The organism is Lysinibacillus sp. NPDC097231 (assembly GCF_044761885.1).
Taxonomy (GTDB): Bacteria; Bacillota; Bacilli; order Bacillales_A; family Planococcaceae; genus Lysinibacillus.
Map to the genome: position 1 here is coordinate 57115 of NZ_JBIWDH010000022.1, position 21703 is coordinate 78817.

A 21703-nucleotide genomic window follows, 5' to 3' on the forward strand; every position below is an offset into this window, starting at 1 on the left:
TGCAAGATGGTGGATGGGCCCGTCTACCATCAGCATTCATTCTATAAAATTTTTAAAAAAATATAATTATACAATTTTGAGGAGGCTATCTCTAATGGCTAAAGAAAAATTCGACCGTTCTAAAACGCATGCTAACATTGGTACAATCGGACACGTTGACCATGGTAAAACAACTTTAACTGCTGCTATCGCAACAGTTCTTTCTAAAAAAATGGGTGGGGAAGCTAAGTCATATGCTGATATCGACAACGCTCCAGAAGAAAAAGAACGTGGTATCACAATCAATACTTCTCACGTAGAATATGAAACAGATACTCGTCACTATGCACACGTTGACTGCCCAGGACACGCTGACTATGTTAAAAACATGATCACTGGTGCTGCACAAATGGACGGCGGTATCTTAGTAGTATCTGCTGCTGACGGCCCAATGCCACAAACTCGTGAACATATCCTTTTATCTCGTCAAGTAGGTGTTCCATACTTAGTAGTATTCATGAACAAATGTGATATGGTTGATGACGAAGAATTATTAGAATTAGTAGAAATGGAAATCCGTGACCTACTATCTGAATATGACTTCCCAGGTGATGACCTACCAGTAATCAAAGGTTCAGCTCTTAAAGCTCTTGAAGGCGAACCAGAATGGGAAGAAAAAATCATTGAGTTAATGGACGCTGTAGATTCTTACATTCCAACTCCAGAACGTCAAACTGACAAACCATTCATGATGCCAGTAGAGGACGTATTCTCTATCACTGGTCGTGGTACAGTAGCAACTGGCCGTGTTGAACGTGGTCAAGTTAAAGTTGGTGACGTTGTTGAAATCATCGGTATCACTGAAGAAGCTAAATCTACAACTGTAACTGGTGTAGAAATGTTCCGTAAATTATTAGACTACGCTGAAGCTGGTGACAACATTGGTGCATTACTTCGTGGTGTAGCTCGTGAAGAAATCCAACGTGGTCAAGTATTAGCTAAACCAGGCTCAATCACTCCACACACAAACTTCAAAGCTGAAGTTTACGTTTTATCAAAAGAAGAGGGTGGCCGTCATACTCCATTCTTCTCTAACTACCGTCCTCAGTTCTACTTCCGTACAACTGACGTAACAGGTATCTGTAACTTACCAGAAGGCGTTGAAATGGTAATGCCTGGCGATAACATCGAAATGACAGTAGAACTTATCGCTCCAATCGCACTTGAAGAAGGTACTAAATTCTCTATCCGTGAGGGTGGCCGTACTGTAGGCGCTGGTGTAGTTTCTTCTATCCAAAAATAATTTTAGCTTTTGCTAATTTTCAAACCAATCTGTAGGGACGCTTACAGATTGGTTTTTTATGTTAAAATGAGGTAAAAGACAATAGATGATAATCTTATTTGAATTAGATTATTTTATATATACATAGTGGATTGAAACGAAAATAGCAATCTTTTATACGAAATTGCCGGGGATGAAAGCAAGTGCCAGATATGGAAATTAAAAGGCATTGTAGCATGTGGAATCGCGTTCCTTTTAATTGTTACCAACTTATTTAATACATAGAAATATTTCATGGAAGGAGAATTTGTAAATGGAGATGAAAATATTGCTGATAGAAGATGATCCTTCAATTTTTGAAATGATTCAAAAACGTTTTGCACAATGGTCGTTACAAGTTGTTGGACCAAACGATTTTCAAAAAGTGATGGATGTTTTTATTGAAGAAAAACCACAGCTTGTACTAATTGACATTCAGTTACCTGCATATGATGGTTTTCATTGGTGTCGTGAGATTCGTCATATTTCGAAGGTGCCAATTCTCTTTCTTTCTTCGCGTGACCACCCTATGGATATGGTAATGGCAATGCAAATGGGTGCAGATGATTTTGTACAGAAGCCTTTTCATATGGAGGTATTACTTGCTAAGGTACAGGCTATTTTACGTCGTACATATGATTATGTGGAGGAAACGATGGATGTTACCCGTTTTAATGGTGCTGTTATTGACTATGCACGAAGTGAAATTATGTATGCCGGAAACCTTGCTTCTTTATCCAAAAATGAACTCTTTATTTTACGTATTTTAGTCGAGAAGGCCAATCAGATTGTTTCTAGGGATGATTTAATGAGGAAGTTATGGGATGATGAGCGTTTTGTCAACGACAATACTTTGTCGGTAAATGTCAATCGATTACGTACTAAACTTGAAGAAATAGGTTTACAAGACGTTATTGTAACAAAAAAGGGACTCGGTTATATAGCTGTAATACAAGGGACGTGAGTGGCAATGCTATTTTTATTTTTAAAAGAACGACTAGCATGGATAAGCTTTTTTATATTTATCATTGTTATTCTTAACGTTTTATTTTCTTTAGATGCTGGTTTAGTGGGGATCTCTATTTGGTATGTGAATGTTAGTTTCCTTATTTGTTTTATGATTTTTCTCTGTTGGCGCTATGTAGTAGAAGTGGGGCAGCTAAAAGATTTCCTGGGAAATGTAGATGGACAGCTAGATGATGCACACAGCAGAAATTTGCCGTTATCACCTTTTCAAAAGACGTATTTCACAAAAATAGAAGATGTCTTTTATGATAAAAATACGGATCTTAATCAAGCGAAGGTGCAATTACAGGAATACTCAGATGATCTCCTAGCATGGGTTCATGAGGTAAAGGCACCTTTAACATCAATTAATTTGATGCTAGATCATATAGAAGATTTGACACTACGTCGTAAATTAGAGACGGAGTGGCTAAGACTGCATTTATTAGTTGATCAACAGCTACACCAAACGCGTTTAGCTTCGATTGAAAAAGATAATTATTTAGCGGAAATTGAGCTAAGGACCGTTGTCTATAAGGAAATAAAAGCTATGCAGGCATGGTGTATTGAAAAAGGCATTGGTTTCGATGTGGATGAGTTAACAGAGACTGTGACGACGGACGGTAAATGGCTAGCCTTTATAGTTCGACAAATTTTATCTAATGCCATTAAATATAGCCCTGCAAATTCTGAAGTATTCATATTTACAGAAGTTGATCCAAATGGTGCGACACTATTACATATAAAAGATTCAGGCATCGGCATTCGCAAAGAAGATTTGCCTCGGATCTTTCAAAAGTCGTATACTGGGACAGCTGGACGCGAATCTGCACAATCAACAGGTATGGGCTTATACTTAGCACATAATGTGGCCCAGAAGATAGGAATTCATATCGCTGTCCAATCAATTGTGAATGAAGGCTCACTATTTACTTTACGTTTCCCATTACAAAATGAATATGTAAAGCTAACGGGTAGATGACGAAATTGTCACCTACCTTTTTATATTGTCATGTAAAACGCACGAATTAGAGGGAGAGACGAGGTACACTTGAAGTATAGAAAGGGGCGTTTACAAGTGGCAGTTTTAATTGGTCGTAAGGTAAAAAAAGTATATGGTAAGAAATCGACAGCTCAAGAGGTTTTAAAGGGAATTGATTTAGAAGTTAATAAAGGTGAATTTGTAGGCATTATGGGACCTTCAGGCTCTGGGAAAACGACGCTTTTAAATGTTTTGTGCTCAATTGACTTTGCAACAGAAGGTGTTATTGAAATAAATGGTCAAAACTTACGTGGTATGAAGGAGAAGGCTCTAGCTAATTTCCGTCGTGAGCAATTAGGATTCATATTCCAGGATTATAATTTATTAGATACATTGACGGTAAAAGAAAATATTCTACTACCATTAGCTATTGGCAAGCTACCTAAAACTGTTGCAGAGAGTCGTGTAAAGGAGCTCACACAATTATTAGGTATTACTGAGATTCTAAATAAATATCCAAACGAAATTTCAGGTGGTCAAAAGCAACGTACATCGGCAGCTCGGGCACTTATCACAAACCCATCGCTAGTATTCGCTGATGAACCAACAGGAGCACTCGATTCAAAATCAGCTACAGCACTCTTAAAAAATCTACAAAGCATTAACGAGGCAAAAAAGGCAACGATTATGATGGTTACACATGATGCGGTGGCAGCAAGTTTTTGTACACGCGTTTTGTTTTTAAAAGACGGGCTTATCTATAGTGAGCTATATAAAGGAGATAAGACGAGACAGGCGTTTTTCCAAGAAATCATGCATACACAAAGTGTGCTAGGTGGTGACGGTTATGAGTCTTAGTAAGCTCGTATTGCGCAGCATGAAGAAAAATATGAAGCACTATTATTTATATTTCTTTGCGCTTATTTTTAGTGTTACTTTATATTTTTCCTTCGTGACCTTGCAAAATAATGCGGAAGTATTAGCTACTGTACAAAAGAGTGGTACAGCAACAGCAGGGTTTAAGGCTGCAACATATATTTTGTATTTTATTATTTTATTCTTTGTGCTTTATGCCAACCATTTATTTATGAAGCGCCGTAGTAAGGAAATAGGTTTGTATCAGTTAATTGGGATGACAAAGGGGCTTATTGTACGTTTATTGGCGATAGAAAGTATTTTACTATTTGTAGGAGCTGTTGTTTTAGGTATGCTTGCAGGCTTCTTTAGCTCACGGTTATTTGCAATGATATTACTGCGCGTACTAGAAAAAGAAGCACTTGTGTCAATGACGTTTAGTACACAAGCATTACAACAATCCATCGTTGTATTTGCCATACTACTAGTAATTGTTCTAATGCAAATGGCTTTGATGATTCACCGTGTATCACTACTTTCATTATTTAGTGCTGCTAAACAGGCAGATGAGCGCGTAAAACGTTTTAGTCCATTACAAATGGCTATTGGCTTTTTAGGACTTGTGCTAATTGCGTATGGCTACTATGCATCGACAAAGCTATTCGATATCGAAACAGCAGGCAGTTTATTTATCAATATGATAATTATTTTAGCAACTACCATTGGTGGCACTTTCTTAGTATTCCGTTTCTCCGTAGCGTTTATTATGAATGCCATTCGTTTAAAGAAAAATGGACATTTGACGGCCCATGATGTATTAGCATTAACACCAATTATGCATCGAATGAAAAGTAATGCGAAATCTTTAACGCTTATAACGGTTTTAACGGGCGTATCACTCGGGACTACTACATTGTCATACATTTCGTATTATTCATCAGAAGCTACGGCTTATAGTCAAGTACCTGGTGATTATATATTACTTGAAGATAATGGACAGGAATTTTTAAATAAGTTAGAGGAAAATAATATAGCTTATAACCAAACAGAATACCGATTGCAGGGGACAATGGCATCAGTAGGCCAATTAATGTCTGAAGAGCAGCAAGACAATCCATTGCATGATATGGTGGGAACTATTTATACGATTCCTCTTTCTGATTATCAACAAAAGGTTCCTGATGCATCAGTATCTGGTAATGAAGTCATATTAACAAACTATGGTGGTTATATGGCAGAGATGTTCCCGTTGGAAAAGGATCGTGATGTAATAGTTTCGGCTGAAGACCTTGAAGAAACGCTTCATGTTGTAGATGCTGCTAAAAAGGAAAGTATTATTAGTGGATTAGTGACTGCAGGGCCTGGGGGACCTATTTTTGTAGTGTCAGACTCATTGTTTGAAAAGTTGGCTACGAAATCAGACTTTTTCCAATGGCATAAACAAACTTCTATCACGTTAAAGTCAGAAACTGACCGAGCTTTGGCGGAGAAATTATATATACAAACAGGTGCGGGAGTTATTTCTACAATAAATAATGAGGGTAAAACAATGCACTACACACAATTATCCTATGAAGAAGAACGTAAGGAAAATATTGAATTATTAGGATTAACGATATTTATAATGGCATTTCTCGGTTTAGCATTTTTAATGACAACAGGTAGTATTTTGTACTTTAAGCAAATGTCAGAGGCTGAAGAGGAGAGAAGCTCTTACACAATACTAAGAAAGATTGGCTTTGCTGAAAAAGATATTATGGAAGGTATTTATATGAAACAAGCCTTTAACTTTGGTGTTCCATTAATAATAGGGCTGCTCCATAGTTACTTTGCTGTCAAATCAGGATGGTTTTTATTCGGCTCAGAGTTAACAGCACCATTGTGGATTGCAATGATTTGCTATATTGCTTTATATGCTATCTTTGCAGTACTCTCTGTAGGCTATTATAAAAAAGTAATTCGTGAATCATTATAACAGTTAAATAGGAAAGAACTATAAAACAGTATGATTATTTAAGCATCATACTGTTTTTTTATGTGTAGTGAAAACAGGGTATTTTAGATGATTTCATTCTAATCGTAAATAAATCTTGACTTTCAATTATCAGACTATTAAAGTTTAACATGTTAATAATCTAGTGTGTGAAAGTGAAGTGTTGAAATGAACGCAGTAATTGTGGCAGTAGCTGTCATGTTAATATTAAGCTTGCTCCGTATCAATGTGGTTCTTTCTTTAGTGTTAGGGGCCTTTGCAGGAGGTTTAACAAGCGGTATGGGCATTGATGCAACTGTTCAATCATTTACAGAAGGATTAGGAGCTGGCGCAACAATTGCTTTAAGTTATGGGTTGCTTGGTGGTTTTGCGATTGCTATTTCAAAAACAGGAATTCCAGAATTAATGATTGCAGGGATCTTAAAAATTCTCAATAAAAAAGATGGAAATAATAGAAAAGGTTTAGTGAAAGTCTTAATCTTTCTACTCATCTTTATGATGTCTATTTTTTCACAAAACTTAATTCCGATTCATATAGCGTTTATTCCATTACTGATTCCTCCAATTCTAAAGGTGTTAAATATGCTAGAAGTTGATCGACGATTTATCGCAACATTAATCGCTGTCGGTTTAATAGGGACATATAGTTTCGTACCTGCTGGCTTCGGGGCTATTTTCCAAGATATTGTTTCTACGCAAGTATCTAAAGCCGGTATGGAAGCATCCTCACGTGATGTACCAGTCGCGATGGCTTTACCTGTTCTTGGGATGTTAATTGGGTTAGGTGTAGCGTTTTTTGTTTATCGAAAGCCTCGACAATATCAAAATAACGATGTTGAGATAGAGTCTTTAAATATAAATGTAAGTAAGTATGTAATCTTTTCTACGACGACAGCTTTAATTATATCTCTATGTGCACAGATTTATACTAATTCGATGATTGTGGGTGCTTTTGCAGGGATTATGATTATGTATTTTACAGGAGCACTAAAATGGAAAGAGGCAGATGAGATTCTTTCTGAAGGAATGAAAATGATGGCCTTTATTGGTTTTGTCATGATTGCTGCAAATGGCTTTGCATCTGTTATCAACGCTACAGGTCATGTAGACAGTTTAATTACAAACACATTGACAATACTTCAAGGCAATATGAGTCTAGCTGTATTGTTAATGTTGGTCATAGGTTTAATTGTGACGATGGGAATCGGTTCATCGTTCGCGACAGTACCTATCATTGCAACTTTATTTGTTCCACTTGCGCAAGGATTAGGGATGAGTCCTTTGGCGATTATTTGCTTAATCGGTACAGCGGGTGCTTTAGGTGATGCAGGCTCACCTGCTTCAGACTCTACACTAGGACCAACATCAGGTTTAAATGTAGACGGACAGCATAATCATATTTGGGATACGTGTGTGCCAACGTTTTTATTTATTAACATTCCTCTTATAATATTTGGTTGGATTGCATGTGTATTCTTCTTATAATAGAAAGAGCAGTTTCTAGATGCTAGAGACTGCTTTTTGCATAATAACTTTGTTAATTGTTTGAAATGTTCGAAAACGTTGATATAGCAGGCTTAAGTGTTGCAAAGTTTATAGAAATTTTATATACTAATAAACGGCTTAGATAAGCGAGAAATAGTAGAGAAATATTAGTAGTAAGAATATCAGCAACATTTAAAAGAATTTAGCGAAAAGACTTGCTTATTCTTTTTTTATTGTATATAATGTTGAATGTTGGTCTTTGACTGCGATGAAACGAGAGGTTGCCGACACACCCGGCCGCTTTGCCATGGCGGTGTGTGGGAGAATTTTCGTGGAGAATGTCTAGAAAATAGGCGAGAAGGAGGGAAAATAATGGCAAAACAAAAGATTCGTATTCGTTTAAAAGCGTATGATCACCGTATTTTAGATCAGTCTGCTGAGAAAATTGTGGAAACTGCAAAACGTTCAGGTGCAAGTGTATCAGGTCCGATTCCACTTCCAACTGAGAAGTCTGTGTACACAATTCTTCGTGCGGTTCACAAGTACAAAGATTCTCGTGAACAATTCGAAATGCGTACGCATAAACGTCTGATCGATATCGTTAACCCAACACCACAAACTGTTGATGCGTTAATGAAACTTGATTTACCATCTGGCGTTGATATTGAAATCAAACTTTAATGGTAAAAAAATATAACTTTTTAAAACTTACAGGAGGTGTGACAAATGGCTAAAGGAATCTTAGGTAGAAAAATTGGTATGACACAAGTTTTCGCTGAAAACGGCGATTTAATCCCGGTAACAGTTATCGAAGCTACTCCAAACGTAGTTCTTCAAAAGAAAACTGTTGAAACAGACGGCTACGAAGCTATCCAAGTTGGTTTCGAAGACAAGCGCGTTAAGCTTTCTAATAAACCAGAGCAAGGTCACGTAGCAAAAGCGAACACTGCTCCTAAGCGCTTCATTCGTGAATTCCGCAACGTGAACGTTGGAGAATACGAAGTTGGTCAAGAAGTCAAAGTAGAAATTTTCGCAGAAGGCGATGTAATTGATGTAACAGGTGTTACTAAAGGTAAAGGTTTCCAAGGTGTAATTAAACGCCATGGTCAATCTCGTGGACCAATGGCCCACGGTTCTCGTTACCACCGTCGTCCTGGTTCAATGGGTCCAGTTGCTCCGAACCGCGTATTCAAACAAAAGAAATTACCTGGTCAAATGGGTGGCACTGTAGTTACAATCCAAAACTTAGAAATCGTGAAAGTTGATGCGGAACGTAACTTGCTACTTGTTAAAGGTAATGTTCCTGGTTCTAAAAAAGCTCTAGTTACAGTTAAAACTGCAATTAAAGCTAAGTAATCACTTAAGGAAAGGAGGAAACAGGAATGACAAAAGTATCTGTACTTAGTCAAACAGGTGCTTCAGTTGGTGAAATCGAATTAAACGATGCGATTTTCGGAATCGAGCCAAATGAAGCAGTATTATTCGACGCTGTAGTAGCACAACGCGCTTCTCTTCGTCAAGGTAATCACAAGGTTAAAAACCGTTCTGAAGTTGCTGGTGGTGGTCGTAAACCATGGCGTCAAAAAGGAACTGGTCGTGCACGTCAAGGTTCTATCCGTTCTCCACAATGGCGCGGTGGTGGTATCGTATTCGGTCCAACTCCACGTAGCTACTCTTACAAGTTACCTAAAAAAGTTCGTCGCTTAGCTCTTAAATCTGCTTTATCAGCTAAAGTAGTAGAACAAAACTTCTTAGTTCTTGATGCTCTTACACTAGCAGCACCAAAAACAAAAGAATTTACAAAAATCCTTAAAGATCTTTCTTTAGAGAAAAAATCTTTATTCGTAACTGCTGACCTAGATGAAAACGTAGCATTATCTGCTCGTAACATCCCTGGTGTAACAGTATTAACTGCAAATGGAATCAACGTTCTTGATCTATTAGGTCATGAAAAAGTTGTATTCACAAAATCTGCAGTAGAAAAAGTTGAGGAGGTGCTTGGATAATGGAAGCACGTGATATTTTAAAACGTCCAGTCATTACTGAGCGTTCTTCAGAACTTATGGCAGAGAAAAAGTATACTTTCGAAGTAGACACTCGCGCTAACAAAACTCAAGTAAAAGACGCTGTAGAAGAAATCTTTGGTGTAACAGTTGAGAAAGTAAACGTTCTTAACTACAAAGGTAAATTCAAACGCGTTGGCCGCTATGGTGGTTACACTAACAAACGTCGTAAAGCGATTGTTAAATTAACTGCTGACAGCAAAGAAATTGAATTATTCGAAATGTAATCCTTAATGGATTTATGATTTGAACACTCAAGAAGGAGGGAAAACACAATGGCGATTAAAAAGTATAAACCTACCTCTAATGGCCGTCGTAATATGACGTCTTTAGACTTTGCGGAAATTACAACTAACAAGCCTGAGAAATCATTGCTTGAACCAACTAAACGCAAAGCTGGTCGTAACAACCAAGGTAAAATCACTGTTCGTCATCATGGTGGTGGTCATAAGAAGCAATACCGTGTTATCGATTTCAAACGTGTTAAAGATGGCATTCCGGCAAAAGTTGCTACTATTGAATATGATCCAAACCGTTCTGCGAATATCGCATTAATTAACTACGCTGATGGAGCAAAAGCTTACATCTTAGCACCAAAAGGTCTAGAGGTTGGTCAAACAATCGTATCTGGTCCTGATGCTGATATTAAAGTAGGTAACGCATTACCATTAGCAAACATTCCAATGGGTACTACAATCCATAATATCGAGTTAAAACCTGGTAAAGGTGGACAATTAGTACGTTCTGCTGGTACTTCTGCTCAAGTACTTGGTCGTGAAGATAAATACGTAATCGTTCGTCTACAATCTGGTGAAGTACGTTTAGTATTAGCTACTTGCCGCGCTACAATCGGTCAAGTTGGTAACGAACAACACGAACTTGTAAACATCGGTAAAGCAGGTCGTAGCCGTTGGTTAGGTAAACGCCCAGAAGTACGTGGTTCTGTAATGAACCCTAACGATCACCCACACGGTGGTGGTGAAGGACGTTCTCCAATCGGACGTAAATCACCAATGACTCCTTGGGGTAAACCAGCACTTGGTTACAAAACTCGCAAGAAGAAAAACAAATCGGATAAATTCATCATCCGTAGTCGTAAAAAATAAAGTGGTTAAACTACGGTTCTATGTGAGAGCCGTGGTGGAATCACGGAGGGAGGTTCCTACATGGGTCGCAGCTTGAAAAAAGGACCTTTTGTCGATGACCACTTAATGAAAAAAGTGGAAGCGCAAGAGGCTTCTGAGAAAAAACAAGTTATCAAAACTTGGTCACGCCGTTCTACAATCTTCCCGAACTTCATCGGACTAACAATTGCTGTATATGATGGACGTAAACATGTTCCTGTATACGTAACAGAAGATATGGTAGGCCACAAACTTGGTGAGTTCGCACCGACACGTACTTACAAAGGTCACGGTGCAGACGACAAGAAAACAAGACGCTAATTTTGAGAGGAGGTAAATCCTAATGACACAAGCTAAAGCTATCGCTCGTACAGTTCGCATCGCTCCTCGTAAAGTACGTCTAGTTGTAGACTTAATCCGAGGCAAGCAAGTTGGTGAGGCAGTTGCAATTTTACGTCATACTCCAAAAGCGGCGTCTCCAGTCGTTGAAAAAGTATTAAAATCTGCAGTTGCTAATGCTGAGCATAACTATGATCTTGACATCAACTCTTTAGTAGTTTCTGAAGTATTCGTTGATGAAGGTCCAACATTAAAACGTTTCCGTCCACGTGCACAAGGACGCGCAAGCGCAATTAACAAACGCACAAGCCACATTACTCTAGTGGTATCTGAGAAGAAGGAGGGTTAATCCGTGGGTCAAAAAGTACATCCAATAGGACTACGCGTTGGTATTATTCGTGACTGGGAGTCAAAATGGTACGCTGAAAAAGACTATGCAACTCTACTTCACGAAGACATCAAAGTGCGTAAATATATTGAAACGGCTCTTAAAGACGCTTCTGTTTCTAAAGTTGAAATCGAACGTGCTGCAAACCGTGTAAACATTACAATTCACACTGCGAAACCAGGTATGGTAATCGGTAAAGGTGGTACTGAAGTTGAAAATCTTCGTAAATACCTTAGCGAGTTAACTGGTAAACGTGTACACATCAACATCATCGAAATTAAACGTGCTGATCTTGACGCTCGTCTAGTAGCTGAAAATATCGCTCGTCAATTAGAAAATCGTGTATCATTCCGTCGTGCGCAAAAGCAAGCGATCCAACGCACAATCCGTGCTGGTGCAAAAGGAATTAAAACACAAGTATCTGGTCGTTTAGGTGGCGCTGATATTGCGCGTGCTGAACACTATAGTGAAGGAACTGTTCCACTTCATACTCTACGTGCTGACATCGACTATGCACACGCAGAAGCTGACACTACTTACGGTAAATTAGGCGTTAAAGTATGGATCTACCGTGGTGAAGTTCTTCCTACGAAGAAATCTGTGGAAGGAGGCAAATAATATGTTATTGCCTAAACGCGTAAAATACCGTCGTGAACACCGCGGAAACATGCGTGGCGAAGCGAAAGGCGGTAAAGAAGTATCTTTCGGCGAATGGGGCTTACAAGCTCAAACAGCTAGCTGGATTACTAACCGTCAAATCGAATCTGCCCGTATCGCGATGACTCGTTACATGAAACGTGGCGGTAAAGTTTGGATTAAAATCTTCCCACATAAACCTTACACTAAAAAACCTCTAGAAGTCCGCATGGGTTCTGGTAAAGGTTCTCCTGAAGGTTGGGTTGCAGTAGTAAAACCAGGAAAAGTAATGTTCGAAATCGCTGGTGTATCTGAAGAGATCGCACGTGAAGCACTTCGTTTAGCATCACATAAGCTTCCTGTTAAATGTAAGATCGTAAAACGTCAAGAAACTGGTGGTGAATCTAATGAAAGCTAATGAAATCCGTGACCTTGCCACTTCTGAAATTGAATTAAAAGTGAAATCACTGAAAGAAGAGCTTTTCAACCTTCGCTTCCAATTGGCGACTGGTCAATTAGAAAACACAGCTCGTATTCGTGAAGTGCGTAAAGCAATCGCGCGTATGAAAACTGTTATTCGTGAAAGAGAAATCAGTGCAAATAACTGATAAAGGAGGTTTTCAAGTATGACTGAGCGTAATCAACGCAAAGTTTACACGGGCCGCGTTGTTTCAGATAAAATGGACAAAACTATTTCTGTTTTAGTTGAAACTCACAAAAAGCATAAGCTTTATGGTAAACGTGTAAAGTACTCTAAAAAGTTTAAGGCTCATGATGAGTTAAACACAGCGAAAATCGGTGATATCGTACGTATCATGGAAACTCGCCCGCTATCAGCTACTAAACGTTTCCGTCTAGTTGAAGTTGTAGAAAAAGCGGTTATTATTTAATAACTATTTCGGAACAACCAATTTCCGAAGGGAGGTAACCTAAGTGATCCAACAAGAAAGTCGTATGAAAGTTGCTGACAACTCAGGTGCACGTGAAGTTCTTACAATTAAAGTCCTTGGTGGCTCTGGCCGTAAAACTGCTAACATCGGTGATATCGTTGTTTGTACAGTTAAGAAAGCAACACCAGGTGGCGTTGTTAAGAAGGGTGACGTTGTTAAAGCTGTTATCGTTCGTACTAAATCAGGCGTACGTCGTAAAGATGGTACGTACATCAAATTTGATGAAAATGCTTGTGTAATTATTCGTGATGATAAATCACCACGCGGAACTCGTATTTTCGGACCTGTTGCACGTGAATTACGTGACAGCAACTTCATGAAAATCGTTTCTCTAGCTCCAGAAGTTCTTTAATTTCATGATAGTGCCAATCAAGGAGGTGCGACAGCATGCATGTAAAAAAAGGTGACAAGGTTAAGGTTATCACTGGTAAGGACAAAGGCAAAGAAGGCGTAATTCTTGCTGCTTACCCTAAACAAGATCGCGTTCTTGTTGAAGGTGTGAACATCGTGAAAAAACACGTAAAACCTAACCAATTGAATCCACAAGGTGGAATTGTAAGCCAAGAGGCTGCAATTCACGTTTCGAACGTAATGCTAATCGATCCTAAATCTGGCGAGCCGACTCGTGTAGGTTATAAAATCGAAAACGGTAAAAAAGTTCGTGTTGCAAAAAAATCAGGTGCAGTAATCGACTAATTAGTATAAAAGAAGGGAGGTAAACAAATGAGCCGCCTAAAAGAAAAATATTTAAATGAAGTTTCACCTGCTCTTATGAGCAAGTTTGGATATAAATCAGTTATGCAATTGCCGAAAGTTGACAAAATCGTTATCAACATGGGTGTTGGTGACGCAGTTCAAAACTCAAAAGCATTAGATGCAGCTGTAGAAGAATTAACAATTATCACTGGTCAAAAACCAGTTGTAACTAAAGCGAAAAAATCGATCGCAGGTTTCCGTCTTCGTGAAGGTATGCCTATCGGTGCTAAAGTTACATTACGCGGTGAGCGTATGTATGAATTCTTGGACAAATTAATCTCAATCTCACTACCTCGTGTACGTGACTTCCGTGGTGTTTCTAAAAAAGCATTCGACGGTCGCGGTAACTACACTTTAGGTGTTAAAGAGCAATTAATTTTCCCAGAAATCGATTACGATAAAGTTTCAAAAGTACGCGGTATGGACATCGTGATCGTAACGACAGCGAACTCTGACGAAGAAGCTCGCGAGTTATTGACACAATTCGGTATGCCGTTCCAAAAGTAATTAAACAAGGAGGGCGAAAACGTGGCTAAAAAATCTATGATCGTTAAACAACAACGTAAGCAAAAGTTTAAGGTGCAAGAATATACACGTTGTGAACGCTGTGGTCGTCCACACTCAGTATATCGCAAATTCAAACTTTGCCGTATTTGTTTCCGAGAACTTGCATATAAGGGACAAATTCCTGGCGTGAAAAAAGCCAGCTGGTAATCCCCTAATTTGGGAAGGAGGTAAATGTAATGACAATGACTGATCCGATTGCAGATATGCTTACTCGCATTCGTAATGCGAACATGGTTCGTCACGAGAAGTTAGAAGTACCAGCTTCCAACGTGAAAAAAGAAATCGCTGAAATTTTAAAGCGTGAAGGTTTCGTACGTGACGTAGAATACGTGGAAGACAACAAGCAAGGTATTATCCGTATCTTCTTAAAATACGGTAAAGATAACGAGCGCGTTATCACTGGCTTAAAACGTATTTCTAAACCTGGTCTACGAGTATATGCTAAAACAAATGAAGTACCTAAAGTATTGAACGGTCTTGGTATCGCTTTAGTGTCAACTTCACAAGGTTTATTAACAGATAAAGAAGCTCGCGCTAAACAAGTTGGCGGCGAAGTTCTAGCATACGTTTGGTAATTAGCAATAAATGAATGGAGGTGCAACTAAATGTCTCGTGTAGGTAAAAAAATTATCGAGGTACCAGCTAACGTAACTGTTACTGTTGCAGCTGACAACACTGTTACTGTTAAAGGTCCTAAAGGCGAACTTGTTCGTTCTTTCCACCAAGATATGAAAATTGAGCAAGAAGGTAACGTAATCTCAGTATCTCGTCCTTCTGAATCAAAAGAACACCGCACAAACCACGGTACAACTCGTGCGCTTTTAGCGAACATGGTAACTGGTGTTTCTGCAGGTTTCGAAAAATCATTAGAACTAATCGGTGTCGGTTATCGTGCGCAATTACAAGGGAAAAAACTTGTACTTAACGTAGGTTACTCACACCCAGTTGAGTTCACACCTGAAGATGGTCTAGAAGTAGAGGTTCCTTCTAACACTAAAATCATCGTTAAAGGTATCAGCAAAGAACGCGTTGGCGCTCTTGCATCTAACATCCGTGACGTGCGTCCACCAGAGCCTTACAAAGGTAAAGGTATCCGTTACGAAGGCGAATATGTTCGTCGTAAAGAAGGTAAAACAGGTAAATAATGCTGCTTAAGCATTAGAAAGGAGTGACCCTTGTGATTACGAAACAAGATAAAAATCAGGTTCGTAAAAAACGTCATGCGCGCGTACGTTCTAAAATTTCGGGTACTGCTCAGCGTCCACGCTTAAACGTATTCCGTTCTAACAAGAACATCTACGCTCAACTTATCGATGACGTAGCAGGCGTAACAATTGTTAGCGCATCTTCTCAAGAAAAAGGTTTTGAAGGTACTGGTAGCAATGTTGAAACTGCAACAAAAATCGGTGAAACAATCGCAAAACGCGCTGCGGAAAAAAATATTACTGCTGTAGTATTTGACCGTGGTGGTTACTTATATCATGGACGTGTTAAAGCTTTAGCTGAAGCTGCACGTGAGAACGGCTTACAATTTTAATAAGAAGGAGGGACACATTTCATGAGTCGAATTGACGCAAACAAACTTGGAGAACTTGAAGAACGCGTAGTTACTATTAACCGTGTTGCAAAAGTTGTTAAAGGTGGACGTCGCTTCCGCTTCACAGCATTAGTTGTTGTTGGCGATAGAAACGGTCATGTTGGATTCGGTACTGGTAAAGCACAAGAGGTGCCAGATGCTATCCGCAAAGCTGTTGAAGATGCGAAGAAAAACTTAGTAGAAGTGCCACGCGTAGGTGGAACAACTCCACACTTAGTGCAAGGTCGCTTTGGTGCAGGAGAAATCCTAATCAAACCTGCTGCTCCTGGTACAGGGGTTATCGCTGGTGGTCCAGTACGTGCCGTACTAGAACTTGCTGGTATTACTGATATTCTTTCAAAATCACTTGGATCTAACACACCAATCAACATGGTGCGTGCAACTATTCAAGGTTTAACTGAATTAAAACGCGTAGAGGACGTAGCTAAATTACGTGGTAAATCAGTGGAAGAAATATTAGGATAAGGGGGGAAAGATAATGGCTAACAAATTAGAAATCACCCTTACTAAATCTGTGATCGGTTCTAAACCTGCACAGCGTAAAACAATCGAAGCTTTAGGCTTACGTAAATTAAACCAAACTGTCGAAAAAGCTGATAATGCAGCAACTCGCGGTATGATTGATGTCGTAGCACACTTAGTTACTGTAAAAGAAAACTAATTTTTAATTAACGAACAAGGAGGTGCCATCCAATATGAAACTTCATGAGTTAAAACCAGCAGAAGGTTCCCGTAAAGTACGTAACCGCGTAGGTCGCGGTATCGGTTCTGGTAACGGTAAAACTGCAGGTAGAGGTCATAAAGGTCAAAACTCTCGTTCTGGCGGCGGTGTACGCCCAGGATTCGAAGGTGGTCAAAACCCTTTATTCCGTCGTTTACCGAAACGCGGCTTTACTAACATTAACCGTAAAGAGTACGCAATCGTTAATCTTGACACATTAAACCGCTTCGAAGATGGTGCAGAAGTAACAACTGCATTATTACTTGAAACTGGTTTAGTGAGCAATGAAAAAGCTGGAATTAAAGTTCTTGGAAACGGAACTCTTAACAAAAAGCTTACAGTAAAAGCTCATAAATTCTCAGCTTCGGCTAAAGAAGCAATTGAAAATGCCGGCGGAACTACTGAGGTGATTTAATGTTTCAGACAATCTCTAACTTTATGCGTGTTCGAGATATACGAAATAAAATCATTTTCACTCTTTTAATGTTAATCGTTTTCCGTATTGGTACGTTTGTACCAGTACCAAACATTGACGCTAATGTATTAAAGGCAACTGATGAGTTCAATCTCGTTGGTTTCCTGAATACTTTTGGCGGTGGTGCTTTAAAGAACTTCTCAATCTTTGCGATGGGGATTTTCCCTTACATCACTGCTTCAATCATTGTTCAGTTATTGCAAATGGACGTAGTGCCAAAATTTGCTGAGTGGGCAAAGCAAGGTGAAGTCGGAAGACGTAAACTTGCACAATTTACTCGTTACTTTACAATTATTCTTGCCTTTATTCAATCATTTGCAATGTCATTTGGTTTCAATAAAATGTATGGCGGATCTTTGATTAAAGAAGAGGGAATTTTAACATATGTTACAATTTCTATTGTATTAACAGCGGGTACAGCATTCCTAGTATGGCTTGCAGATCAAATTACTGCGCATGGTGTTGGAAATGGTATTTCTGTTGTAATTTTCGCAGGTATCGTTGCGGCATTACCGAATGGCATTAACCAAATCTATGCACAGCAAATCGAGGGCGCTGGAGATAAGCTATTTATCAATCTAGTGATTCTTGGTTTACTTGTATTAATTTTGCTTGCTGTTGTTGTTGGAGTTATCTATGTGCAACAAGCACTACGTAAAATTCCAATTCAATATGCAAAACGAGTTACTGGACGCAACCAACAAACTGGTGGTCAACAAACGCATTTACCATTAAAAGTAAATGCAGCAGGGGTTATTCCGGTAATCTTTGCATCAGCGTTTCTGATGACACCACGTACGTTAGTTCCGTTCTTTGGTGAAAATGGTGTAACGACATTCATTGAGAACACGTTTGATCAAACAAAACCTGTTGGAATGATTGTTTATGTTGCATTGATCATCGCGTTCACATATTTCTATGCATTCGTACAAGTGAATCCAGAAAATGTGGCAGATAACTTGAAAAAGCAAGGTGCTTACATTCCAGGTATTCGTCCTGGTGAAAGCACGCAAACGTATTTAACAAGCGTGTTATATCGTCTGACATTTGTCGGGGCGATTTTCTTAACTGTTATTGCTGTAATGCCGACAATATTCATAAACTTTATGAATCTACCTGCCTCAGTGCAGATCGGTGGTACTAGTATTATTATCGTAGTCGGCGTAGCGCTTGAAACGATGAAACAGCTAGAATCTCAACTTGTTAAACGTCACTACAAAGGCTTTATGAAATAATGTTGGTTTTTAGGGAACGTTCCATCGTTTCCTGAAATCAGCAAACCTTTTGTGGGAGGAATATTTCCTTATGAATATCGTTTTAATGGGTCTGCCAGGTGCTGGTAAAGGTACACAGGCAGATAAAATTGTTGAGAAGTACGCGATTCCTCATATTTCTACAGGCGATATGTTCCGTGCTGCTATTAAAGAAGGTACAGAACTTGGCTTACAAGCTAAATCGTTTATGGATCAAGGAGCTTTAGTTCCAGATGAAGTAACGATTGGTATAGTTCGTGAGCGACTTGCTAAACCTGATTGTGAAAAGGGCTTCCTATTAGATGGATTCCCACGTACTGTTCCTCAAGCTGAAGCTTTAGACAGCATTCTTACTGATCTTGGTAAAGCTATTGAACATACGCTTAACATTCAGGTTGAAAAAGATGAGTTAATCGCTCGTTTATCAGGTCGTCGTATTTGTAAAACTTGTGGCGCATCTTATCATCTTATTTTCAATCCTCCAGCTGAGGAGGGAAAATGTGATAAAGATGGTGGCGAGCTTTATACACGCGCGGATGATAACCCTGAAACGGTTGCCAACCGTCTGGACGTAAATATGAAACAAGCACAACCTTTACTTGATTTCTATGAAGCAAAAGGTGTGTTAACAAATATAGATGGACAGCAAGATATTAATAAAGTGTTTGCTGATCTTGATGCTCTATTACAGGGCAGCCGCAGCTGATACCCGGCTCCGGGCGCAGAATACTGCTTCCGCGGGAGGCATGCGGGAGCAACAACGAAACATAATTTTTTGAGAGTTGCAAAAGCATATTGTGCCCGGTATATATTTCTTTTAAAAAGTGCAACATTACTTTTGGAAGAGTATAATGGGTTTCGTGGAAGCATCTGTGTAACGGGTATGAATATCTCATCCAAGACATTCCGGTATTCGTGTAAACATGGGAGATTCAGTGCTCTTACTGTTCTGTATTTTCCGTGGATTGTGTGAAGCGAAACCAGACGAGCGTCTTTCAAACATCTCTCATACAATCCAAACATATGTTGAAACGAGGTTGCTTCTATAGTTGCAGCAGATATCCGTTTGATGTAACGATGAGAACTTTAATTTGCATATAGAGAGGAGAGACAGAGTAGATGGCGAAAGATGATGTAATTGAAGTCGAAGGGACAGTTGTTGAGACTTTGCCAAACGCGATGTTTAAGGTAGAATTAGAAAATGGACATGTGATTCTAGCACACGTATCTGGAAAGATTCGTATGCACTTTATCCGTATTCTACCTGGAGATAAGGTTACTATCGAGTTATCTCCTTATGATTTAACTCGCGGTCGTATCACATACCGTTTTAAATAATCTTTTGCGCTCCGGACTACTAAGGAGGTTAGGTTAGATGAAAGTGAGACCATCTGTGAAACCGATCTGCGAAAAATGTAAAGTAATTCGCCGACGCGGTAAAGTAATGGTAATCTGTGAAAATCCTAAACACAAACAAAAACAAGGTTAATTCTGAAGGAGGTGCACAACGTACATGGCACGTATTGCTGGTGTTGACATTCCTCGCGACAAACGCGTGGTAATTTCATTAACTTACATTTTCGGTATTGGTAAAACTACAGCTCAGAAAGTATTAGCTGACGCAGGTATTTCAGAAGATACACGCGTACGCGACTTAACTGAAGATGAGTTAAACAAAATCCGTGAACAATTAGACTCATACAAACTTGAAGGTGACTTACGTCGCGAAACTTCATTAAATATTAAACGTCTGATGGAAATCGGTTCATTCCGTGGTATCCGTCACCGTCGTGGTTTACCTGTTCGTGGCCAAAATACGAAGAACAATGCGCGTACGCGTAAAGGTCCTCGTAAAACAGTTGCGAACAAGAAAAAATAATTGGTAAAGGAGGTTCCTTCTTAACATGGCTCGTAAACAACAAACTCGTAAACGTCGTGTGAAAAAGAATATCGAATCTGGTATTGCACACATTCGTTCTACATTTAACAATACAATCGTAACGATTACAGATATGCAAGGTAACGCTGTATCTTGGTCAAGTGCTGGTGCTCTTGGTTTCCGTGGTTCACGTAAATCTACACCATTCGCTGCTCAAATGGCTGCAGAAACTGCTGCTAAATCATCCCTTGAACATGGTCTGAAAACGTTGGAAGTAACTGTTAAAGGTCCTGGTGCTGGTCGTGAAGCTGCAATTCGTGCACTTCAAGCTGCTGGTTTAGAAGTAACTGCTATTAAAGACGTTACTCCAGTTCCTCACAATGGTTGCCGTCCGCCAAAACGTCGTCGCGTGTAATGGGTGCGTCTCATATTGTATGAGAACATCATTTTTTGTACAGACTGTCTTGTGCAGATAATAAACGATACGTCAATGACGATCGAATCTATGATGGAAAGAACCTATACATTCGATGTTTTGAAGGAGGGTAAATGAAATGATCGAAATTGAAAAACCAAAGATTGAAACGGTGGAGATCAGCGAAGATTCCAAATATGGAAAGTTTGTTGTAGAACCGCTTGAACGCGGATATGGAAACACTTTGGGTAATTCTTTACGTCGTATCCTTCTGTCTTCATTACCAGGAGCTGCTGTCACTTCAATTCAAATTGACGGTGTTCTTCACGAATTCTCAACTGTAGAAGGCGTAGTAGAAGACGTAGCTTCAATTATTTTGAACGTGAAAAAACTAGCTCTTAAAATCTACTCTGACGAAGAAAAAGTTATTGAGATTGATGTAAAAGGCGATGGTACAGTTACGGCTGCTGACATTACACATGACAGTGATGTAGAAATTTTAAACCCGGATCTATATATTGCAACAATCGCTAAAAACGGTCATTTACGTATGCGTATGTACGCTCAACGCGGCCGTGGTTACACTCCTGCTGATCAAAACAAACGTGAGGATCTTCCTATCGGCGTGATCCCGATCGACTCTATTTACACTCCAGTATCACGCGTCAACTTCCAAGTGGAAAATACTCGTGTAGGTCAGTCTTCTGACTACGATAAACTTTCCCTTGATGTGTGGACAGATGGTAGCATCGGTCCGAAAGAGGCGATTTCGCTCGGAGCAAAAATTTTAACCGAGCATCTAAACATCTTCGTTGGCATGACAGATGAGGCACAAACTGCTGAAATCATGGTCGAAAAAGAAGAAGATCAAAAAGAAAAAGTTTTAGAGATGACTATCTAAGAACATGATCTTTAGATCG

At 39.2% G+C, this 21703-nt stretch carries 33 protein-coding genes and 2 pseudogenes; all 35 read left to right on the forward strand.

The annotated features are described in order from the left end of the window. Nucleotides 1-94 precede the first annotated feature (94 nt). Nucleotides 95-1282, forward strand: a complete 1188-nt coding sequence (gene tuf, locus ACIQXF_RS14165; protein WP_402783783.1) for an elongation factor Tu — start codon at nt 95-97, stop codon at nt 1280-1282. 298 nt (nt 1283-1580) lie between these two features. Beyond that, nucleotides 1581-2264, forward strand: a complete 684-nt coding sequence (locus tag ACIQXF_RS14170; RefSeq protein ID WP_402783811.1) for a response regulator transcription factor — start codon at nt 1581-1583, stop codon at nt 2262-2264. 6 nt (nt 2265-2270) lie between these two features. Then, complete coding sequence (locus ACIQXF_RS14175) at nt 2271-3287, forward strand: sensor histidine kinase (RefSeq protein ID WP_402783785.1); 1017 nt, start codon at nt 2271-2273, stop codon at nt 3285-3287. 96 nt (nt 3288-3383) lie between these two features. After that, nucleotides 3384-4145 (forward strand): ABC transporter ATP-binding protein, encoded by a 762-nt coding sequence (locus tag ACIQXF_RS14180; protein WP_402783813.1) that lies wholly within the window; start codon nt 3384-3386, stop codon nt 4143-4145. Next, nucleotides 4135-6117 (forward strand): FtsX-like permease family protein, encoded by a 1983-nt coding sequence (locus ACIQXF_RS14185; RefSeq protein ID WP_402783787.1) that lies wholly within the window; start codon nt 4135-4137, stop codon nt 6115-6117. The genes ACIQXF_RS14180 and ACIQXF_RS14185 overlap by 11 nt, the downstream gene beginning before the upstream one ends. A 186-nt stretch (nt 6118-6303) precedes the next feature. Then, nucleotides 6304-7620, forward strand: a complete 1317-nt coding sequence (locus ACIQXF_RS14190) for a Na+/H+ antiporter family protein (protein ID WP_402783789.1) — start codon at nt 6304-6306, stop codon at nt 7618-7620. Nucleotides 7621-7992: 372 nt separating this feature from the next. After that, the gene (gene rpsJ, locus ACIQXF_RS14195) at nt 7993-8301 is read left to right on the forward strand and encodes a 30S ribosomal protein S10 (RefSeq protein WP_004233624.1); all 309 of its coding nucleotides are present in this window, start codon (nt 7993-7995) and stop codon (nt 8299-8301) included. 45 nt (nt 8302-8346) lie between these two features. Further along, on the forward strand, nt 8347-8976 hold the full coding sequence (gene rplC / locus ACIQXF_RS14200; protein WP_286925569.1) for a 50S ribosomal protein L3: 630 nt from the start codon (nt 8347-8349) through the stop codon (nt 8974-8976). A gap of 26 nt (nt 8977-9002) precedes the next feature. Beyond that, nucleotides 9003-9626 carry a 50S ribosomal protein L4 gene (gene rplD / locus ACIQXF_RS14205; protein ID WP_012296062.1) on the forward strand — a complete coding sequence of 208 codons (624 nt, stop codon included), beginning with the start codon at nt 9003-9005 and terminating at the stop codon, nt 9624-9626. Then, nucleotides 9626-9910, forward strand: a complete 285-nt coding sequence (gene rplW, locus ACIQXF_RS14210; protein WP_053482811.1) for a 50S ribosomal protein L23 — start codon at nt 9626-9628, stop codon at nt 9908-9910. The genes rplD and rplW overlap by 1 nt, the downstream gene beginning before the upstream one ends. Nucleotides 9911-9958: 48 nt before the next feature. Then, nucleotides 9959-10789 (forward strand): 50S ribosomal protein L2, encoded by an 831-nt coding sequence (gene rplB / locus ACIQXF_RS14215; RefSeq protein ID WP_402783792.1) that lies wholly within the window; start codon nt 9959-9961, stop codon nt 10787-10789. A gap of 60 nt (nt 10790-10849) precedes the next feature. After that, the gene (gene rpsS / locus ACIQXF_RS14220; protein ID WP_004233637.1) at nt 10850-11128 is read left to right on the forward strand and encodes a 30S ribosomal protein S19; all 279 of its coding nucleotides are present in this window, start codon (nt 10850-10852) and stop codon (nt 11126-11128) included. Between the two features lie 22 nt (nt 11129-11150). Continuing rightward, complete coding sequence (rplV, locus tag ACIQXF_RS14225) at nt 11151-11495, forward strand: 50S ribosomal protein L22 (protein WP_004233639.1); 345 nt, start codon at nt 11151-11153, stop codon at nt 11493-11495. A 3-nt stretch (nt 11496-11498) separates the two neighbouring features. After that, a complete protein-coding gene (gene rpsC / locus ACIQXF_RS14230) occupies nt 11499-12152 on the forward strand; it encodes a 30S ribosomal protein S3 (RefSeq protein ID WP_025116438.1) in 654 nt (217 codons plus the stop codon). A gap of 1 nt (nt 12153) precedes the next feature. Then, a complete protein-coding gene (gene rplP / locus ACIQXF_RS14235) occupies nt 12154-12588 on the forward strand; it encodes a 50S ribosomal protein L16 (protein ID WP_010860599.1) in 435 nt (144 codons plus the stop codon). Next, nucleotides 12578-12778, forward strand: coding sequence for a 50S ribosomal protein L29 (rpmC, locus tag ACIQXF_RS14240; protein ID WP_004233646.1), 201 nt, complete (start codon nt 12578-12580; stop codon nt 12776-12778). Before rplP ends, rpmC begins: the two co-directional genes overlap by 11 nt. An 18-nt stretch (nt 12779-12796) precedes the next feature. Next, nucleotides 12797-13060 (forward strand): 30S ribosomal protein S17, encoded by a 264-nt coding sequence (gene rpsQ, locus ACIQXF_RS14245; protein ID WP_053482810.1) that lies wholly within the window; start codon nt 12797-12799, stop codon nt 13058-13060. A gap of 43 nt (nt 13061-13103) precedes the next feature. Next, nucleotides 13104-13472 carry a 50S ribosomal protein L14 gene (gene rplN / locus ACIQXF_RS14250; RefSeq protein ID WP_004233650.1) on the forward strand — a complete coding sequence of 123 codons (369 nt, stop codon included), beginning with the start codon at nt 13104-13106 and terminating at the stop codon, nt 13470-13472. A gap of 35 nt (nt 13473-13507) precedes the next feature. Continuing rightward, nucleotides 13508-13816, forward strand: coding sequence for a 50S ribosomal protein L24 (gene rplX / locus ACIQXF_RS14255; protein ID WP_053482809.1), 309 nt, complete (start codon nt 13508-13510; stop codon nt 13814-13816). A gap of 27 nt (nt 13817-13843) precedes the next feature. Next, nucleotides 13844-14383 (forward strand): 50S ribosomal protein L5, encoded by a 540-nt coding sequence (gene rplE, locus ACIQXF_RS14260; protein ID WP_008181719.1) that lies wholly within the window; start codon nt 13844-13846, stop codon nt 14381-14383. 21 nt (nt 14384-14404) lie between these two features. Then, entirely contained in the window at nt 14405-14590 is a 186-nt protein-coding gene (locus ACIQXF_RS14265) for a type Z 30S ribosomal protein S14 (RefSeq protein WP_004233656.1), read from the forward strand. A gap of 29 nt (nt 14591-14619) precedes the next feature. Beyond that, on the forward strand, nt 14620-15018 hold the full coding sequence (gene rpsH, locus ACIQXF_RS14270; protein WP_008181717.1) for a 30S ribosomal protein S8: 399 nt from the start codon (nt 14620-14622) through the stop codon (nt 15016-15018). A 30-nt stretch (nt 15019-15048) separates the two neighbouring features. Next, the gene (rplF, locus tag ACIQXF_RS14275; protein WP_402783795.1) at nt 15049-15588 is read left to right on the forward strand and encodes a 50S ribosomal protein L6; all 540 of its coding nucleotides are present in this window, start codon (nt 15049-15051) and stop codon (nt 15586-15588) included. A 32-nt stretch (nt 15589-15620) separates the two neighbouring features. Then, nucleotides 15621-15980 carry a 50S ribosomal protein L18 gene (rplR, locus tag ACIQXF_RS14280; RefSeq protein WP_402783797.1) on the forward strand — a complete coding sequence of 120 codons (360 nt, stop codon included), beginning with the start codon at nt 15621-15623 and terminating at the stop codon, nt 15978-15980. 21 nt (nt 15981-16001) lie between these two features. After that, nucleotides 16002-16505: a 30S ribosomal protein S5 gene (gene rpsE / locus ACIQXF_RS14285; protein WP_402783799.1), complete on the forward strand. Its 504-nt coding sequence runs from the start codon at nt 16002-16004 to the stop codon at nt 16503-16505. Nucleotides 16506-16518: 13 nt separating this feature from the next. After that, a complete protein-coding gene (gene rpmD / locus ACIQXF_RS14290; protein WP_049662869.1) occupies nt 16519-16701 on the forward strand; it encodes a 50S ribosomal protein L30 in 183 nt (60 codons plus the stop codon). 34 nt (nt 16702-16735) lie between these two features. Then, complete coding sequence (gene rplO / locus ACIQXF_RS14295; RefSeq protein ID WP_010860592.1) at nt 16736-17176, forward strand: 50S ribosomal protein L15; 441 nt, start codon at nt 16736-16738, stop codon at nt 17174-17176. Further along, the gene (gene secY / locus ACIQXF_RS14300) at nt 17176-18471 is read left to right on the forward strand and encodes a preprotein translocase subunit SecY (RefSeq protein ID WP_402783801.1); all 1296 of its coding nucleotides are present in this window, start codon (nt 17176-17178) and stop codon (nt 18469-18471) included. Before rplO ends, secY begins: the two co-directional genes overlap by 1 nt. A gap of 70 nt (nt 18472-18541) precedes the next feature. Continuing rightward, nucleotides 18542-19195, forward strand: coding sequence for an adenylate kinase (locus ACIQXF_RS14305; protein WP_402783803.1), 654 nt, complete (start codon nt 18542-18544; stop codon nt 19193-19195). Nucleotides 19196-19442: 247 nt separating this feature from the next. Continuing rightward, nucleotides 19443-19520, forward strand: a pseudogene (locus ACIQXF_RS14310) (type I methionyl aminopeptidase); the annotation flags it as partial. Between the two features lie 88 nt (nt 19521-19608). Next, the gene (infA, locus tag ACIQXF_RS14315) at nt 19609-19827 is read left to right on the forward strand and encodes a translation initiation factor IF-1 (RefSeq protein WP_004233690.1); all 219 of its coding nucleotides are present in this window, start codon (nt 19609-19611) and stop codon (nt 19825-19827) included. Between the two features lie 37 nt (nt 19828-19864). Then, nucleotides 19865-19978, forward strand: coding sequence for a 50S ribosomal protein L36 (gene rpmJ, locus ACIQXF_RS14320; protein WP_000868344.1), 114 nt, complete (start codon nt 19865-19867; stop codon nt 19976-19978). 24 nt (nt 19979-20002) lie between these two features. Continuing rightward, on the forward strand, nt 20003-20368 hold the full coding sequence (rpsM, locus tag ACIQXF_RS14325; RefSeq protein WP_004233729.1) for a 30S ribosomal protein S13: 366 nt from the start codon (nt 20003-20005) through the stop codon (nt 20366-20368). Between the two features lie 25 nt (nt 20369-20393). Next, complete coding sequence (gene rpsK / locus ACIQXF_RS14330; protein ID WP_368637322.1) at nt 20394-20783, forward strand: 30S ribosomal protein S11; 390 nt, start codon at nt 20394-20396, stop codon at nt 20781-20783. Nucleotides 20784-20922: 139 nt separating this feature from the next. Next, nucleotides 20923-21681, forward strand: a pseudogene (locus ACIQXF_RS14335) (DNA-directed RNA polymerase subunit alpha); the annotation flags it as partial. Between the last annotated feature and the right edge of the window lie 22 nt (nt 21682-21703).